The organism is Hwanghaeella sp. 1Z406 (assembly GCF_048892425.1).
Lineage (GTDB): Bacteria > Pseudomonadota > Alphaproteobacteria > UBA8366 > Aestuariispiraceae > Pacificispira.
On record NZ_JBLZHU010000011.1, the window covers coordinates 115,610 to 130,853 of the forward strand.

Genomic DNA, 15,244 nt, shown 5'->3' on the forward strand with positions numbered 1-15,244 from the left:
GGGCAAGTCAGAGACCTTGCGGTTCGGGGAGTAGCGTGCCATCTATCACCCGATGGATTGGGCCCAGCGAGGGAGAGACCCGGCATGGCAGACCTCTGGATTTTCGGGCGGAAACCAGCGGCAATGGTGCGTCACCGGCATGGTGGCTTTAACGCGACATTTCCAATGAACGGCGATACGGTTGTGGAGCAGGCTGGCCTGACCCGCGATGCCAATGCTGCGCGTGAAAAGGCGGAATCGTCCGGAATCAAACCACCGCCCCGCATTGAAGGGCGCGAGGCACAAAATGTGTTGAGCTTTCAATCCCGTGGTGATCGTGCCCAGCGCACCAATCTCAGTCCCCGAAATGGGGGACGTCCGGGTCCCTACCGCGAATAGCCCCGAACGTGATCACCTCAGAAGCCCGACTATACGCCTTAAGCCAAGCAGAATCGCTGGCCGCAGAGGCTGTTGACCATCTGTCGCAAACAGTCCGGAACGCTGAAACCGGCCGCGTGGACCCAATCGCTCTGGAGCGCGCACAGCATCAAGCCCATGGCACGGCCTGGCTTGTGTCCCATGTCGCCGGACTGACGGCCCTGCATGATTGGGCCCAGCGCTTGGAAGAAACAAACTCAATGGGGCCTGTTGAGGCTGGGATTTTGCGCATCGGATTTGCGGAATATCTGAACAGGATCATTCACGGATTGCCCATGGGGCAAACCGAAACCGTGCGCCCCCATGAACTGGGAACGTCACTGCATGCCATGGGCATGGCGACCGATCCAACCCTGAATGCCCTATTTGCAGACCCGGACCTGCCAGAAATTCGCATGGCAACCGCCCTGGCAATGTCGGAACATGGATTTTCCAATCCTGCCGACGACCCCGATGGCGAAATTTCCATGATGCGGACGCAATACCAACGCTTCGCCGAAGCCGAAATTGCACCGTTTTGCCATCGATGGCATCTGGATGATATCCTGATCCCCGATGAAACGGTGCAGAAGGTTGCAGATCTGGGAACCTTTGCGATTACAATTCCACAGGCCTATGACGGTCTGGGACTGTCCAAACAGGCCATGGTCGCAGTGACGGAGGAACTATCCAGCTTTCATTTGCCCACCGGATCGTTGGCAACCCGGCCTGAAATTGCCGGGGAATTGATCAGCAATAGCGGGACCCAGGATCAGAAAGAGCGCTTCCTGCCGGGGATCGCCAGCGGAAAGATCATGACAACCGCTGTCTTCACAGAACCTGATATCGGTTCGGACCTGGCGCATCTCAGCACCAGGGCGGTTCGGCGGGGCGCTGTATATCAGGTATCCGGGGCAAAGACCTGGATCACCCATGGCGGGCGCAGTGATCTGATGACCCTGTTGGTGCGCACACAGGCGGGCAGCCAGGATCACAGCGGCGTTTCCATGCTGTTGGCCGAAAAGCCGCGTGGCACGCCTGCAACCCCCTTCCCTGCGCCGGGCATGACAGGGGGCGAAATCCGCACCCTGGGTTATCGCGGCATGAAGGAATATGACATCGCCTTTGATCGGTTCGACGTACCCGCCCATAACCTGCTGGGGGGCGAAGAAGGTCTTGGGTTCCGGCAATTAATGGCAACCTTTGAGTCGGCACGCATCCAGACCGCCGCGCGCGCGGTTGGCGTCGCCCGCAATGCCCTGCGTTTGGCCATGGATTATGCCACAACCAGACGGCAATTCGGCCAGTCCCTGATCCGGTTTCCCCGTATTGCAGATAAGCTGGCCCTGATGGCGGCAGAAACAGAGATTGTCCGGCAATTGACACGCCATGCCGCCTTGGCAAAAGATACCGGACGGCGCTGCGATGTGGAAGCAGGTATGGCCAAGCTGCTGGCGGCGCGCACCGCCTGGGCGGCAGCCGACGATGCCTTACAGATTCATGGCGGGATCGGCTATGCGCTGGAAAGCCAGATTTCCCGTGTTTTGGTGGATGCGCGGATATTGAATATCTTTGAGGGTACCGGCGAGATTCAGGCACAGGTCATCGCCCGTGGACTGTTGAGTCGTCGAAATTAGCGGCTCGCCACCCTATATGGACAGTTAATGCCCAAACGGAATGCCCAAACAGAAAAATTAAAGGGATCACCTCAATGCACCGCAAAAGCCTCCTTGCCACCCTTTCACTGCTGTTTATTTTTGCAACACCGCAGGCTGCACAGGCACAGGAATACTCTGTGCTGCCGCATTCAGCGCGCTACAGCATCACATTGATTGAAGCAAAGGTTGGCGAAGTCACCATGCTGGATGGCGGCCTAAGCGTCGATCTGGTCAAGGGCTGCAAAAACTGGACACTGCAATCCAATTTGAATTTAGCAGCAGGCAATCAGGATGGCGCAGGCTTCGTTCTGGTTATGAATCAAGCCGCAACAGAAAGCCTGGACGGGCGACGGTTTGAATTCAAAACAGACGTTGTGGTCAATGATGCCCCGGAAGAAACCTATCAAGGCATCGCAACACTGGAAGAAGATGGCCGAGGGGAGGCAGAGTTCACCCTGCCTGAGCAAAAGAAAGTTCGTCTGCCACAGGATACGCTGTTCCCGATTAATGCGATGCGGACCAATCTGAATGCCGCTTGGGGGGCGCAACAGGTTCTGACGAACTATATCTACTTTGATGGCAGTGAATTAAGCGCCTGGCGCGCCACGGACCTGGTTGCCGGCACGCCAGAGCCCTTGGATGCGCAGGCGCAGGATCCCGACGGCATCACGAAAATCGGGCAGGCAAAGCGGGTTGTCACAACATTATTTGATTTGACCCACACTGATGCAGAGCCGATTTCAACCTATATTTCCGATATTCTGCCCAATGGAATCGTCACGCGCCTGACCATTGATCTGGGCTTCATGGTCGCCGAAGCGCGATTGATCGAAGTGCTGGCGATCCCAGAACCGGACTGTTAACCCTACCCTTCACGTCAGCTTGTCATAAAAGGTCATGGATATGAGTTGCTTTGTTAAACAGAAAAATAAAGAGACACGCAGCATAACGGGAATCGTAAAAGCCGACTATGACACTTGGCTTTCAAACCAATCGGACCCCGTTCAAACCTGGATCAAAGGGTCTGGGTTCAAGGCGAAGCCCGGTGCCGTTGCGATTTTCCCAGACAAGGCGGGGGCCCCGAACAACGCCCTGGTGGTCCTGGAAAATGAACAGGATCTGTGGTCCTGGGGCGCAGCAGCGGTTCGACTGCCAGCCGGGCGCTATTGCCTGTCGCCCGAACCTGATGCCACCATGGCTTACAATGCCAGCCTCGGCTGGGCCTTGGGCAGCTATGATTTCGACCGCTATCGCAAACGCTCGGAACCTGTCCGGGAATTGGTCTGGCCGAAGAATGCGGACAATAAGCTTGTTGCAGCCGTGTCTGCGGGCATTTATCTGACCCGCGATCTGGTCAATACGCCGGCGTCGGATATGGGACCGGAAGAGCTGGCTGCGGCGGCATCGGCCTTGTCACAAACTTTTGGCGCACATTGTGAAACCATCATCGGGGAGGACCTGCTGACGCAGAATTTTCCGATGATTCATGCGGTTGGCCGTGCGTCAACACGCGCGCCACGCCTGATAGACCTGCGCTGGGGCAATCCGATCCATCCGAAAGTAACGCTTGTTGGAAAAGGCGTCTGCTTTGACACTGGTGGGCTGGATTTGAAGCCATCCAGTGGCATGCTGATGATGAAAAAGGACATGGGGGGCGCGGCCCAGGTTCTGGGCCTGTCGCGCATGATCATGGAAATGGAGCTTCCGGTCAGTTTGCGCGTGTTGATCCCGGCTGTGGAAAACAGTGTATCAGGCAATGCCTTCCGCCCCCTGGATATCCTGAATACCCGCAAGGGATTGACGGTCGAAGTCGGCAATACCGATGCGGAAGGTCGCCTTGTTCTGGGCGATGCGCTGGCCTTGGCCTGTGAAGAAACGCCAGACCTGTTGATTGATTTCGCCACATTGACCGGGGCCGCCCGGGTGGCCCTGGGAACCGATCTGCCTGCCTTATTCTGTAACAGCGACAGTCTGGCTGCCGCGCTGTCACAGGGCGGTCTGGCCGCAAAGGATCCAACCTGGCGCTTGCCGCTGCATCAGGCCTATACCGGGATGCTGGACAGCAAGATTGCCGATACCAACAATGTTTCCTCAGGCGGGTATGCGGGGGCCATCACGGCAGCCCTGTTCTTGGAAAAATTCGTCGAACCGGAAATCGAATGGGCCCATTTTGATCTGATGAGCTGGAATACAAGCACGAAGCCCGGTCGCCCGGAAGGCGGCGAGGCACAAGGAATCCGCGGCGTATTCCTGACTCTGCAAGACCGGTTTACCCGCTAAAGCAATATTCGGTCAAAGCGACCATGAATGACCTGATATTGCTCTAGTGATCAAACCCTAATTTATCGTTTCAACCTGCTTATTTTTCGATGCGGTTGGCGTGGCTTGCGATGTCACCATCAATTGCACCCGAACCAGGCCTGCATCACTGGGATCACTGTGCTGTGTGAAGCCCAGATCCGCGCACATATCCAACATGGGTTTGTTATCGCGCAGCACATCGCCATACAGAACATCTATACCGCGCTGGCGGGCATATTTTATCAACAGGCACATCAGCGCATAGCCCAAACCTTCACCCTTGTGGTCCTGTCGCAGCAGGATCGCGTATTCCGCCTCTGCTCCATCCGCATTGGCGATCAGGCGGGCAACCCCGATGATGGAGTCTGAATCCGCCGGATCCAGCGCAACGAATGCCATCTCTCTGGCATAATCGATTTGAGACAGGCGGGCCGCCAGACGCTCTGGCAACAGGCGCATCGGGTGCAGGAAACGGAATCGAATATCTTCCGGGGCGGATCGGGCGACCAGATCGCTTAATCCAGGCGCGTCCTCGGGTCTGATCGGGCGAACATTGACCATTGTTCCATCCCGCAATGGCACAGTCCCTTCCTGATCGCGGGGATAAGGGTGGATGGCCAGGCGCCGCGCCGGATTATCGCGCAGTTCCCGGGACACGGCTGCAACACGGATTCGGGCATCCAGCGCCATGACACCGGCACTGTCAGCGATCAATGGATTGATATCCAGCTCTTTCACTTCTGCAAAATCGATCGCCAATTGGCCTATCTGAATCAGGACAAGCCTCAGGCTTTCAAAATCCACAGGCGGCTCATCACGATACCCGCGCAACAGCTTATGGACTGCCGTTTCCTCTATCAGGGTCTGGGCCAGAACATCATTTAATGGCGGTAAACCGGTTACGGTATCGCCAACGATTTCAACCTCTTTGCCCCCTTTCCCAAACAGGACGACCGGACCGAATTGCGGGTCTTCATTCAGCCCCACAATCAATTCATGGGCGCCGGGCCGGCGAATCATCTGCTGAACACTGACCCCTTCGATTTGGGCATCGGGAAATTCCTGATGCATCCGCTTTAGCATCGATTCCGTGGCGTTATAGACCTGATCGGGCGATGACAGGTTCAGCACGACCCCGCCAACATCGCTTTTATGCGTAATATCGCGCGAAAGAATTTTGACCGCCACCAGATCCCCCATGGAGAACCCTCTGGCGATTTCCGCCGCTTCGGCAGGCATGCGGCCAATTTCGGTTCGCACAATGGGAATGCCATAGGCTTCCAAAACCTGCTTGGCCTCAACTTCGCTCAGCCATTCCCGATCTTCCGACAGGGCCTGATCGATAATGCTGCGCACCTTATCACGGTCCGGCTCCACACTATTGGCGCGTGCAGAGGGCACCTGCATCAGATTCACCTGATTGCGGCGATATCGAACCACATGCATAAAGCCCCGCACAGCCTCTTCGGCGGTGTTGTAGGTTGGAATGCGCGCCTCAACAAAGCGGCGGCGCGACTCAGCGGCGGACATATCCCCCAGCCAGGATGTCAGGATCGGGCGATGACGGTCCCGGGCCACTTCCAGAACAGCCTCCGCCGCCTCCAGTGAATTGCTGATTGCGGTGGGGCAATTCAAGACCAGCACAGCATCGGCCGCTTCATCCGCAATCAAGGCCTGCAGGGACTCGCGATAGCGACTGCCCGGGGCATCGCCAATAATATCAACCGGGTTTCCCTTGCTCCAGGTCGTCGGCAAGCAGGCATTCAGTTTCTCAATTGTCTGTGGCGACAGTTCGGCCAGATGACCGCCCTGTTCAATCAGGCTGTCTGTTGCCAGCACACCAATACCGCCCCCATTGGACAGGATCGCCAGACGATCCCCCACCGTATTGGGATCGCCATCCGCCAGGGATCCCATCCGCCGTAATTCACTGGACAGTGTCTGAACCGCATCAAACAATTCCTGCATATCATAGACCCGCAACATGCCAGCCCGCCGGAAGGCTGCATCATAGACCGAATCTGAACCCGCCAGCGCGCCGGTATGAGAGCTTGCAGCCCTGGCCCCTTCGGCCATGCGCCCCGCCTTGATGACAACAACGGGCTTGGTGCGCGCCGCCGCGCGGGCTGCGGACATGAACTTCGCCGCATCCCCCACGGCCTCAATATACAGCATGATCGCGCGAACCTCTGACGCTGTGGCCAGATAGTTCAACATATCGCCGAAATCGACATCCATTTTGTCGCCGACGCTGATCATGTGGGAAAAGCCGATACCCCGCCCCGTCGCCCAATCCAGGACAGAGGTCAACACCGCCCCCGATTGCGCGACAAAGGCTAAATCCCCGATCTTGGGGTTCATATGGGCAAAGCTGGCATTCAGGCCTATTGCCGGAACCATCATGCCCAGCACATTTGGTCCCAAAATCCGCATGGAGCCCGCCGCATCCATAACCGCCTGACGGCGTGCATGGCCTTCCGTGTCGTCGCCCTCTCCAAAACCGGCTGTGATCACACAGGCAGCCTTGCATCCCTTTTTATTCAGGTCCGCAATAACCTGGGGCACCGCATCGGCGGGGGTCGCGACAATGGCCAGATCCGGCACCATGGGAAGGCTTTCAATATCCTTCCAGGTCATGCTGCCGCCAATCGCGGAATGCTTGGGGTTGACCGGCATGATCGGCCCTTCAAACCCACCGCCAAACAGGTTCTGCGCCAGCACCGCCCCCACGGAACCAGCCCGTTTGGATGCGCCAATCAAGGCGATAGAGCGTGGATTGAACAGGTATTCTAGGTCACGTACGGACATGGGGCACCTTCATTGTTGCGCGATTTCAATCAATCGCTTTACGCCTGCACGAGCAGTTGTCCCGTCCCTGATTTTTATCCGTTCTTCAGAGCCTTTTGCGCCAGAACCCGATTATACATGTCGGTCATTGCCGACCCCCAACAACAAAAAATAACCTTTTCGATGCCTGAATTCTCCGCCAAAGCATCATACACGGTAGATATTGCAATTTCTGTCGCCAATTCCGCCGGATAGCCGTATGCCCCAGTGGAGATTGCCGGAAATGCGACGCTGCGCACGTTATTTTCCACAGCCAATTGCAAACAATTACGATAACAGGATGCCAAAAACCCCGCTTCTCCGGATTGTCCGTCGATCCAGATCGGACCGACAGTATGAATGACGTGACGCGCCGCCAATCGAAAGCCTGGGGTGATGCGAGCCTCCCCGGTCGGGCATCCGCCCAAACCGGCACAATATTCCATCATTTCTGGCCCGGCAGCGTGATGAATAGCCCCGTCAACGCCCCCGCCCCCGATCAGGGGTTCATTCGCAGCGTTTACAATCGCATCCACGGTCAACCGTGTAATATCGCCATCAATAACGGCGATCCGATTGTCGTTGGAAAAGTTAGCTTCTTTCATGTGCGCTACCGACATTTCTCCAGCTTTCGGCTAGAGCATCATGCGCTCGCATGCGCTCACACAGGATACTCTAACCACATATTTTCTGAGCAAATACGTCGTCACAAACGATCCCGTTTGTTCGGGATTTGCTCTTGGAGGCCTGCCTATTTTGCCGCCACACTTTCGTTATGGGCGGTAATCGAGGCCTCAATCATCTCTGCAGCTTTTTTCGAGTCCGCCCATCCGATGATCTTGGCCCATTTACCGGGCTCAAGGTCCTTATAATGGGCAAAAAAATGGGCAATCTGATCAATCAGAATCTTTGGCAAATCCGTATAATCTGTCACTTCATCATAATAGGGATGCAGTTTGCTGTGGGGCACGGCGATGATTTTTTCATCCATGCCGCTTTCGTCTTCCATCATCATCACACCAACCGGCCGCGACCGCACGATGCTGCCAGGTACCACGGGAACGCGCCCAACAACCAGCACGTCAATCGGGTCGCCATCCCCACATAAAGTATGCGGAATAAAGCCATAGTTTGCCGGATAGAACATGGCGGTATGCAGGAAACGGTCGACATACAGCGCCCCTGAATCCTTATCCAACTCATATTTCACCGGTTCCGCCCCTTGGGGGACTTCGATCACAACATTAACGTCCCAAGGTGGCGCAATGCCTGTGGCAAGCAACTCAATCCGCATAAAACTTCCTTTTCATTTATCCGCGGTAACCGCAGCCGGCCACCAATGTCTGACCCTCTAGATAGTACTTAAATTGCTGCACTGCAACATGGGAGAAATCGTCGCAACGAAAAAACAGTCAATCGGCTGACTTGGTTGGCTTATATGCCTTGTAGCGCGACAGCACGAAGATCAGCACCAAACCCGGCACCGCCAGGAACGAGGTCATGATGAAAAACTCCACCCAACCGACCTGTTCTACCAGCCACCCGCTGGGGGTCGACAACAAGGTGCGCCCGAAAGCCATAAACGATGTCAACAAGGCATACTGCGTCGCTGTGAACTCACGATTACACAGCACCGACAGATAGGCAATAAAGGCTGCCGACCCCAATCCCCCAGTAAAATTATCGCCCCAGATCGCTATCGCCAACACACTGACATCGGTGCCGGAAACAGCCACCCAGGCGTACAGCATATTTGTCGCTGCTTGCAGAATACCGCCAATCACAAGAGAGGGGAACAGCCCGATCGCGCGGACCAGCACGCCCCCGGCAAACACCCCCACCATGGTTGCAATTATTCCCGCCGTTTTACTGACCAACGCGATATCAGTGCCGGTAAAGCCCATATCGACATAGAAAGGATTGGCCATCGTCCCCCCGATGGCATCGCCAAATTTGTACAACAACACAAATGTCAGGATTACAAAGGCACCGGGACGCACCAGAAATTCCGAAAATGGAGAGATCACGCCAACCTTCATAAAGGTTTTCATATCCCTGATTTCCGCTGTCTTTGGATGATCGGGTTCCTTGACCAGTAAAACCGCCAACATTCCCAGCGTCATGAACCCCGATAAGCACACAAATACCACGGCCCAGGAGACAAAATCAGACAGAAACAGAACGCCCGCCCCGGAAATCAAAAGACCAATTCGATACCCACCTTGCGTGGCAGCCGCTCCAGCCCCTTGCTCGTCCTCCTCTAAAAGTTCAATGCGCAGGGCATCCAGCACCACATCCTGACTGGCGGACAAAAATCCAATCGATGTGGTTAGAATCGCGACCGGTGCCAGCGCGACAACCGGATCTGTAAATCCAAGGGATGCAATAGCCGCCATCAGCAAAATCTGAATGAACAGAGCCCATCCCCGGCGTTGACCCAGTTTCGCCGTAAACAGCGGCAGCGATATTTTATCGATCACTGGCGCCCACAGAAACTTTAACGCATAGGGGGTTCCGACTACGGCGAATAGACCAATCGACGTCAGATCCAGCCCCTGTGTCCGCAACCAATAGCCAAGCGTACTTAAAGTCAGCAACAACGGCAGGCCACTGGCGATGCCCATCAGGGCGATCAGAATAATGCGCCTGTCTTTGTAAATCAGCAGGCCCGCCCTGAAGCGCTGTAACGCGGTGGTGTCGGTCACGATGGGTCTAAATCCTTTTCGCCAGCGGTTGCGCGTGATATCGCGAATGACACGGGGACACTAGCCCTATTCGGTCGATGAGGCAGCAATGAAGCAAGAACAGGCGGAAACCTTGGCGTTGCAGGCGTTAAGCTTTCTGGTGGAAGATGAAGATCGGCTGGACCGATTCCTGGCCCTGTCCGGATTAGACCAGAACGACCTGCGCGACCGCATCGCCGACCCGGCCTTTCTGGGTGGGGTTCTGGATCATATATTGGGGCACGAGCCTGATCTGTTGGACTTCGCCGCAGCGGCCGATATCGACCCAACAGTTGTTCTGCGCGCGCGGGCAACCCTGCCGGGCGTCAATCCGGACTGGTAATCTGGGCCGGAATGGTAATGCGACAGTAATGCCGCCCATCCGTCAGCCGCGCCTGGATGCCTTTGGCAATGGCGGTCATATCCTCACAATAGCCTTCCGGCATAAATTCCAGATGACCCGCAGCCCGCAACAGGCCTGCTGCCCATTCCGCCTGGATACTGCAATAATTGGTATAATCAACTTCGATCATTGGCGTTACGCCTGCAGAAAAATTCCTGAATTCTGCCCTGTCATCCGTTTGAACTATAGCACGTTCTGATAACCATATTGAGAATAGTTTAATGAATATTTTAAAGCGGCGCTCAGGGACTTGTCGCCTTGGGGAAAACCGGGCAAGTAGTCAAAATGACTTCGCCGCACACCCAGTCCCAAGAGACGACAAATTGGAATCGCCGCCTGTTCGCTCTGGCTGGACCCATTGTGCTGGCAAATTTATCGGTTCCCCTGCCGGGCATAGTCGATACCGCCGTGATGGGCCATCTGCCCGATCCCAGCGGGCTTGCGGCTGTCGGCCTGGGGGCGATGATATTCTCCACGCTGTATTTCAGCTTCAGCTTTCTGCGCATGAGCACAATTGGCCTGACCGCCCAGGCGGATGGCAGAGGCGACGCCGCAGAGGTCCGCATTGTTCTGTATCGTGGCGGCCTGATTGCAATCGCATTGGCGATTATCATGATGGTCTTTCAAGATCCCATAGGCCGATATGCCTTCCAACTGACCGATGCGACAGAAACCGTCCAAACATACGGCCTGTCCTATTTCGACATCCGGATCTGGGGCGCGCCAGCAGCCCTCTTGAATCTGGTGATACTGGGATGGATGTTTGGGTTTGGCAGTATGCGCCTGCCCGTCACCATCCAGATTGTTACCAATCTGGTCAATGTTGTGCTGGATTTTGTTTTCGTCTTTGGGTTCGATTGGGGCATTGAAGGCGTCGCCCTGGCCACCGTCATCGGTGAGCTGGTTGGTGCTGCCCTGGGCCTGTTTTTCATTGCGCGCCGATTGCGGCATTTGGGACAATCCCTGCTGCCCGATTGGGTCAGTGTCTTAGAGCCGGCCGGCCTGAGACGCCTCTTTGGTGTCAATCGCGACCTGTTGATTAGGACCTTCTGTCTGCTGATCGCATTTGCGCATTTCAAAATTGCCGGCGCGGAATTAGGCACGGTCACATTGGCGGCGAACCTGGTGCTGCTGATCTTTCTGGATCTCAGCTCCTATGGATTGGATGCCTTTGCCAATGCGGCGGAAATCCTGATCGGAAAGGCTGTGGGACAACGCAACCGGGCCGTATTTTTAACGGTTACCCGCCTTTCCTTAGTGTGGGGTGGCCTGGTTTCCCTGGTCGCGGTGCTGGTTTTTTTCCTGTTTGGCAATCACATCGTCGGCCTGATGACCGATCAACTGCCCGTCCGCGATGTATCCGCAAATTTCATGCTGTGGGCCGCGTTCCTGCCCATAACCGCCGTCTGGGCCTTTGTGCTGGATGGGATTTTCGTTGGCGCGACCCGATCAGCAGCCCTACGCAATGGGATGCTGATCTCAATTGCGCTCTACTTCGCCTCAGAATGGGTGCTGACCGGACAGTTTGGTAATGATGGATTATGGGCGGCGCTGCATATATTCCTGTTGGCACGCGGCCTGACACTGGCAGTTCAGGTCCCCGCATTGGTCCGCTCAATTGATACGCAGCCCCCCGCGCATGCTCAGGCCGTGCGATAACGCTGTATCGCGTTTCGCAGCGCTTTGGCCACCTCAACGCGTTCATAGGGTTGCAGGAAACGCCCGATTTCTGTGCCTTGACCATGACTTTTCAGGATCAACTGACTCTCATGACGGGGTGGATCATCCATTTGAACCGTCACCCAACTGGGCTCTAACCGGATATGCTGGATGGTGCCCGATGGGTCTGTTCGCACGATATGCAAACCATCATCCGTCATCAGCAAATGCTCACACCGCCGGGCATCCCGAAAATTAAGCCTGAAGGCGATGTAAACCAGCGCAATCTCCAAACCACAAAACCCCGCCACGGGCCAAGCCCCGGCAAGGAAGAAGGCAAACCCGATCAGGAAACCACAGCCCCCGATCGCGATCATCACAAGCAGAAATCCACGCTGATCCAGGCTGCGGTGAGGCCGCAGCGTCGCATCAAGATAGATGGTCTGTTCGTGAGTGTCGCGCATGCCCCATAGATTAGCGCGAATTACACAGTCGTAAAGCGCCCGCATGTGAGAGAAATGCTTTCTTGGTGACCATGGCTTCTTTAATGTGCCCGGTGAATCACAGGCTGACCAATCAAAACAATCGAATTGCCCATTCATGAAAAAAGCCGATATCCATGAGTTTTTCGCCCGCTTGCAAGCGGCAAATCCAGAGCCCAAGGGGGAGCTTAACTGGACCAATCCCTATACGCTGCTGGTGGCCGTCGCCCTGTCAGCGCAAGCAACGGATATCGGTGTGAACAAGGCAACCGAACGCCTGTTTCAAATCGTCTCAACCCCGCAAGATATGCTGGCCTTGGGGGAGGCACGCTTGAAAGACCACATCAAGACAATCGGACTTTATAATTCCAAGGCCAAGAATGTGATGCAGGCTGCCGAGATTCTGGTGCGGGACTTTGGCGGCACCGTGCCACAGGATCGCGCCGCCCTGGAAACCCTGCCCGGTGTTGGGCGCAAGACCGCCAATGTGGTGTTAAACATCGCCTTTGGCGCAGCGACCATCGCCGTTGATACGCATCTGTTCCGGGTTGGCAATCGTACCGGCATGGCAAAGGGAAAAACGCCGCTGGAAGTCGAATTAAAGCTGGAAAAACGGATCCCGAAAGAATTTCTGCGCCACGCGCATCATTGGCTTATCTTGCATGGTCGTTACATCTGTAAGGCGCGCAAACCGGATTGTGGGGCGTGTATTGTCAATGACTTGTGTGGCTTCAAAGGAAAAACCATTAGCGCCTAACCGTAAAGGAACCCGGAATGCCGAAAATTGACCCCGAGATATTAAGAGAGCGCGCAAATGGAACACTGGTATCCCTGTTGGGCATAGAAATCACCGATGCCGGCGATGGTGTCAGCAAGGGGCGGATGAAAATCACACCCAATCTGTTGGCACCCAATGGGTTTCTGCATGCAGCCTCGGTCGTTGCCCTGGCCGATACATGCTGTGGTTATGGCACCTTTGCCGATTTACCGGAAGGGGCGGAAGGCTTCACCACGGCGGAGTTGAAATCCAATCATATGGGAACCGCACGCAAGGGCAGCCTGATCTGTCGCGCCCATGCCAAACATCAGGGACGCACCACTCAGGTCTGGGATGCGGAAGTGTTTTCCGATGCCAGACCCGACCGGCCCATCGCCCTGTTTCGGTGCACACAGATCGTCCTTTGGGCGCGGAATGAGGGATAGGACCCTCGACAATATTGCGTTGCGGCATTAGGTAGGAACCAACCATTTTGACACTAAGGGAGTGAGATCATGATTTTTAAGACTGTAGGTATTATTGGTGCCGGGACCATGGGATCAGGCATTGCAACCTCTTTGGGTCAACAAGGTGTTGCTGTCGTTCTGGTCGATACCAACCAGGCCGCCGTTGATCGGGGTCTGGCCGCTGCCAAGAAATTCTATGATCGCGCCGCTGAAAAAGGCAAAATGAGCACGCAAGATGCCGATCAGGCCTATGGGAAATTGACAGGCGCGACAGAGCTTTCCGCCCTTACGGACTGTGATCTGATCATTGAGGCAATTTTTGAAGAATTCAGCGTTAAAGAGGACCTGTTCAAACGTCTGAACGCGCATTTAAAGCCAACCACTGTGGTTGCAACCAATACGTCAGCGCTGCGGGTCTCAGAATTGGCTGAAACCGTTGACGACCCGACCCGCTTTCTGGGCCTGCATTATTTCAATCCAGCCGCAATCAACCCGATTGTGGAAGTCGTGAAGGGCGAAAAGACCGACGAAGCCCTGTTCCAGAAATGCGTTACCTTTATTAAGGAAACCGCGAAGAAGCCCATTCCGTGCAAGGACGCCTATGGATTCGCCATCAATCGCTTCTTCGTCCCCTATGGCAATGAGGCTGTGCGGCTGTTGGATGAAGGTGTTGGCACGACCGCCCAGATCGACCGTGTAGCACAGGACTGCCTGGGCGTCGCGGCAGGCCCGTTCATGGTGATGAATCTGGTGAAGCCGAAAATCATGTTCCATGCCCAGCGCAATCTAGGCCCGCACGGTGCCTTCTATGCCCTGGCCAATGGCTTGGCGGATCGCGGAGACACGGATTATGAATTTGAAATCGGCGACGATGCAACGGGCTCTGCCGAAAGCGATGCGATCATCGCCGACCGCCTGCGCGCAGCCACCTTCCTGCCGGTCCTGCAATCCCTGGACGAAGATGTCGCCAGCCCGGCCGATATAGACATGGGCGCGGGCCTGGCCCTGCGCTTTGGCAAGGCGCCGTGCGAATTGATGGATACGCTGGGCAAGGACGAAGTTACCCGCATCGTTTCCATCGTGACCGAAAAATATGGCCACGACCTGCCCGAAAGCATCGCCAAAGTTGGCAAACTGCGCGGCTGATGCCGATTGGACCTTTAGTTATCTATTGCCCCATTTTTTACTCCTCCCCCCTTGAGGGGGGGAGCCCCATATGCGATTCCCCTCCCCCTTGAGGGGGGAGGGTTGGGGTGGGGGTGATAGGCCGCAAGGCCTTTCCCTGCAGTGGGCTGGATTGCGGAGGAGAGAGCACCCCCCTCCCAACCTCCCCCCCTCAAGGGCAGGGGAATCGCATATGGCAGATTTGCCATAGGCGGCGAACAGGATTCTAAGGAGGTTTTCCATTTGCGGAGGACCTCATGGAGCAGTTTGAAGACACGTTCGGGGATTTGCCGGACCCGCGCGCGGGGAATGTGCGTCATGATCTTCTGGAGATCGTTTTCATCGCCTTGGCAGCGACCTTGTGCGGCGCACAGACCTGCGTCGAGATGGCGTTGTTCGCGCGGTCCA

General features: G+C 55.8%; 16 protein-coding genes. 10 read left to right on the plus strand and 6 right to left on the minus strand.

From position 1 onward, the window contains the following. The first annotated feature begins 84 nt into the window (after positions 1-84). The 4 genes from ACOSDR_RS18665 to ACOSDR_RS18680 all read left to right on the plus strand — a co-directional run bounded on the left by ACOSDR_RS18665 (position 85) and on the right by ACOSDR_RS18680 (position 4,334). Positions 85-378 (plus strand): hypothetical protein, encoded by a 294-nt coding sequence (locus ACOSDR_RS18665; RefSeq protein ID WP_420724700.1) that lies wholly within the window; start codon positions 85-87, stop codon positions 376-378. Positions 379-386: 8 nt separating this feature from the next. Then, positions 387-2,033, plus strand: coding sequence for an acyl-CoA dehydrogenase family protein (locus ACOSDR_RS18670; RefSeq protein ID WP_420724701.1), 1,647 nt, complete (start codon positions 387-389; stop codon positions 2,031-2,033). Positions 2,034-2,107: 74 nt separating this feature from the next. Beyond that, a complete protein-coding gene (locus tag ACOSDR_RS18675; RefSeq protein ID WP_420724702.1) occupies positions 2,108-2,917 on the plus strand; it encodes an EipB family protein in 810 nt (269 codons plus the stop codon). Between the two features lie 40 nt (positions 2,918-2,957). Next, positions 2,958-4,334, plus strand: coding sequence for a leucyl aminopeptidase family protein (locus tag ACOSDR_RS18680; protein WP_420724703.1), 1,377 nt, complete (start codon positions 2,958-2,960; stop codon positions 4,332-4,334). A gap of 57 nt (positions 4,335-4,391) precedes the next feature. Here ACOSDR_RS18680 and ACOSDR_RS18685 read toward each other — a convergent pair whose 3' ends face one another. The 4 genes from ACOSDR_RS18685 to ACOSDR_RS18700 all read right to left on the minus strand — a co-directional run bounded on the left by ACOSDR_RS18685 (position 4,392) and on the right by ACOSDR_RS18700 (position 9,886). Continuing rightward, positions 4,392-7,163, minus strand: coding sequence for a GNAT family N-acetyltransferase (locus ACOSDR_RS18685; RefSeq protein ID WP_420732204.1), 2,772 nt, complete (start codon positions 7,161-7,163; stop codon positions 4,392-4,394). Between the two features lie 74 nt (positions 7,164-7,237). Next, on the minus strand, positions 7,238-7,786 hold the full coding sequence (locus ACOSDR_RS18690) for an O-acetyl-ADP-ribose deacetylase (RefSeq protein WP_420732205.1): 549 nt from the start codon (positions 7,784-7,786) through the stop codon (positions 7,238-7,240). Between the two features lie 146 nt (positions 7,787-7,932). Further along, a complete protein-coding gene (gene ppa, locus ACOSDR_RS18695; RefSeq protein ID WP_420732206.1) occupies positions 7,933-8,475 on the minus strand; it encodes an inorganic diphosphatase in 543 nt (180 codons plus the stop codon). 118 nt (positions 8,476-8,593) lie between these two features. Continuing rightward, positions 8,594-9,886, minus strand: coding sequence for an AmpG family muropeptide MFS transporter (locus ACOSDR_RS18700; protein ID WP_420732207.1), 1,293 nt, complete (start codon positions 9,884-9,886; stop codon positions 8,594-8,596). Between the two features lie 88 nt (positions 9,887-9,974). Here ACOSDR_RS18700 and ACOSDR_RS18705 point away from each other — a divergent pair, with 88 nt between their 5' ends. Then, positions 9,975-10,247, plus strand: a complete 273-nt coding sequence (locus ACOSDR_RS18705) for a DUF3572 domain-containing protein (RefSeq protein WP_420732208.1) — start codon at positions 9,975-9,977, stop codon at positions 10,245-10,247. Here ACOSDR_RS18705 and ACOSDR_RS18710 read toward each other — a convergent pair. Beyond that, complete coding sequence (locus tag ACOSDR_RS18710) at positions 10,231-10,437, minus strand: hypothetical protein (protein ID WP_420732209.1); 207 nt, start codon at positions 10,435-10,437, stop codon at positions 10,231-10,233. The genes ACOSDR_RS18705 and ACOSDR_RS18710 overlap by 17 nt on opposite strands. A 155-nt stretch (positions 10,438-10,592) precedes the next feature. Here ACOSDR_RS18710 and ACOSDR_RS18715 point away from each other — a divergent pair, with 155 nt between their 5' ends. Beyond that, a complete protein-coding gene (locus ACOSDR_RS18715) occupies positions 10,593-11,966 on the plus strand; it encodes an MATE family efflux transporter (protein ID WP_420732210.1) in 1,374 nt (457 codons plus the stop codon). Here the strand turns inward: ACOSDR_RS18715 and ACOSDR_RS18720 are convergent. Continuing rightward, positions 11,951-12,430 (minus strand): DUF2244 domain-containing protein, encoded by a 480-nt coding sequence (locus tag ACOSDR_RS18720; protein WP_420732211.1) that lies wholly within the window; start codon positions 12,428-12,430, stop codon positions 11,951-11,953. The two genes, ACOSDR_RS18715 and ACOSDR_RS18720, sit on opposite strands and share 16 nt — an antisense overlap. A gap of 136 nt (positions 12,431-12,566) precedes the next feature. On the opposite strand from ACOSDR_RS18720, the gene nth reads away from it, so the two are divergent. The 4 genes from nth to ACOSDR_RS18740 form a co-directional block, all read left to right on the plus strand. After that, on the plus strand, positions 12,567-13,205 hold the full coding sequence (gene nth, locus ACOSDR_RS18725) for an endonuclease III (protein ID WP_420724712.1): 639 nt from the start codon (positions 12,567-12,569) through the stop codon (positions 13,203-13,205). 17 nt (positions 13,206-13,222) lie between these two features. After that, a complete protein-coding gene (locus tag ACOSDR_RS18730) occupies positions 13,223-13,651 on the plus strand; it encodes a PaaI family thioesterase (protein ID WP_420724713.1) in 429 nt (142 codons plus the stop codon). A 69-nt stretch (positions 13,652-13,720) separates the two neighbouring features. Continuing rightward, positions 13,721-14,818 carry a 3-hydroxyacyl-CoA dehydrogenase NAD-binding domain-containing protein gene (locus tag ACOSDR_RS18735; protein ID WP_420724714.1) on the plus strand — a complete coding sequence of 366 codons (1,098 nt, stop codon included), beginning with the start codon at positions 13,721-13,723 and terminating at the stop codon, positions 14,816-14,818. Between the two features lie 275 nt (positions 14,819-15,093). Next, a partial coding sequence (locus tag ACOSDR_RS18740) for a transposase family protein (RefSeq protein WP_420732214.1) occupies positions 15,094-15,244 on the plus strand: 151 nt, incomplete at its 3' end.

Coding starts and splice junctions, on each gene's coding strand:
- ACOSDR_RS18715 (WP_420732210.1), top strand. CDS start 10,593: ATGACTTCGCCGCACACCCAGTCCCAAGAGACGACAAATTGGAATCGC.
- ACOSDR_RS18675 (WP_420724702.1), top strand. CDS start 2,108: ATGCACCGCAAAAGCCTCCTTGCCACCCTTTCACTGCTGTTTATTTTT.
- ACOSDR_RS18720 (WP_420732211.1), bottom strand. CDS start 12,430: ATGCGCGACACTCACGAACAGACCATCTATCTTGATGCGACGCTGCGG.
- ACOSDR_RS18665 (WP_420724700.1), top strand. CDS start 85: ATGGCAGACCTCTGGATTTTCGGGCGGAAACCAGCGGCAATGGTGCGT.
- ACOSDR_RS18735 (WP_420724714.1), top strand. CDS start 13,721: ATGATTTTTAAGACTGTAGGTATTATTGGTGCCGGGACCATGGGATCA.
- nth (WP_420724712.1), top strand. CDS start 12,567: ATGAAAAAAGCCGATATCCATGAGTTTTTCGCCCGCTTGCAAGCGGCA.
- ACOSDR_RS18690 (WP_420732205.1), bottom strand. CDS start 7,786: ATGAAAGAAGCTAACTTTTCCAACGACAATCGGATCGCCGTTATTGAT.
- ACOSDR_RS18710 (WP_420732209.1), bottom strand. CDS start 10,437: ATGATCGAAGTTGATTATACCAATTATTGCAGTATCCAGGCGGAATGG.
- ppa (WP_420732206.1), bottom strand. CDS start 8,475: ATGCGGATTGAGTTGCTTGCCACAGGCATTGCGCCACCTTGGGACGTT.
- ACOSDR_RS18680 (WP_420724703.1), top strand. CDS start 2,958: ATGAGTTGCTTTGTTAAACAGAAAAATAAAGAGACACGCAGCATAACG.
- ACOSDR_RS18685 (WP_420732204.1), bottom strand. CDS start 7,163: ATGTCCGTACGTGACCTAGAATACCTGTTCAATCCACGCTCTATCGCC.
- ACOSDR_RS18705 (WP_420732208.1), top strand. CDS start 9,975: ATGAAGCAAGAACAGGCGGAAACCTTGGCGTTGCAGGCGTTAAGCTTT.
- ACOSDR_RS18730 (WP_420724713.1), top strand. CDS start 13,223: ATGCCGAAAATTGACCCCGAGATATTAAGAGAGCGCGCAAATGGAACA.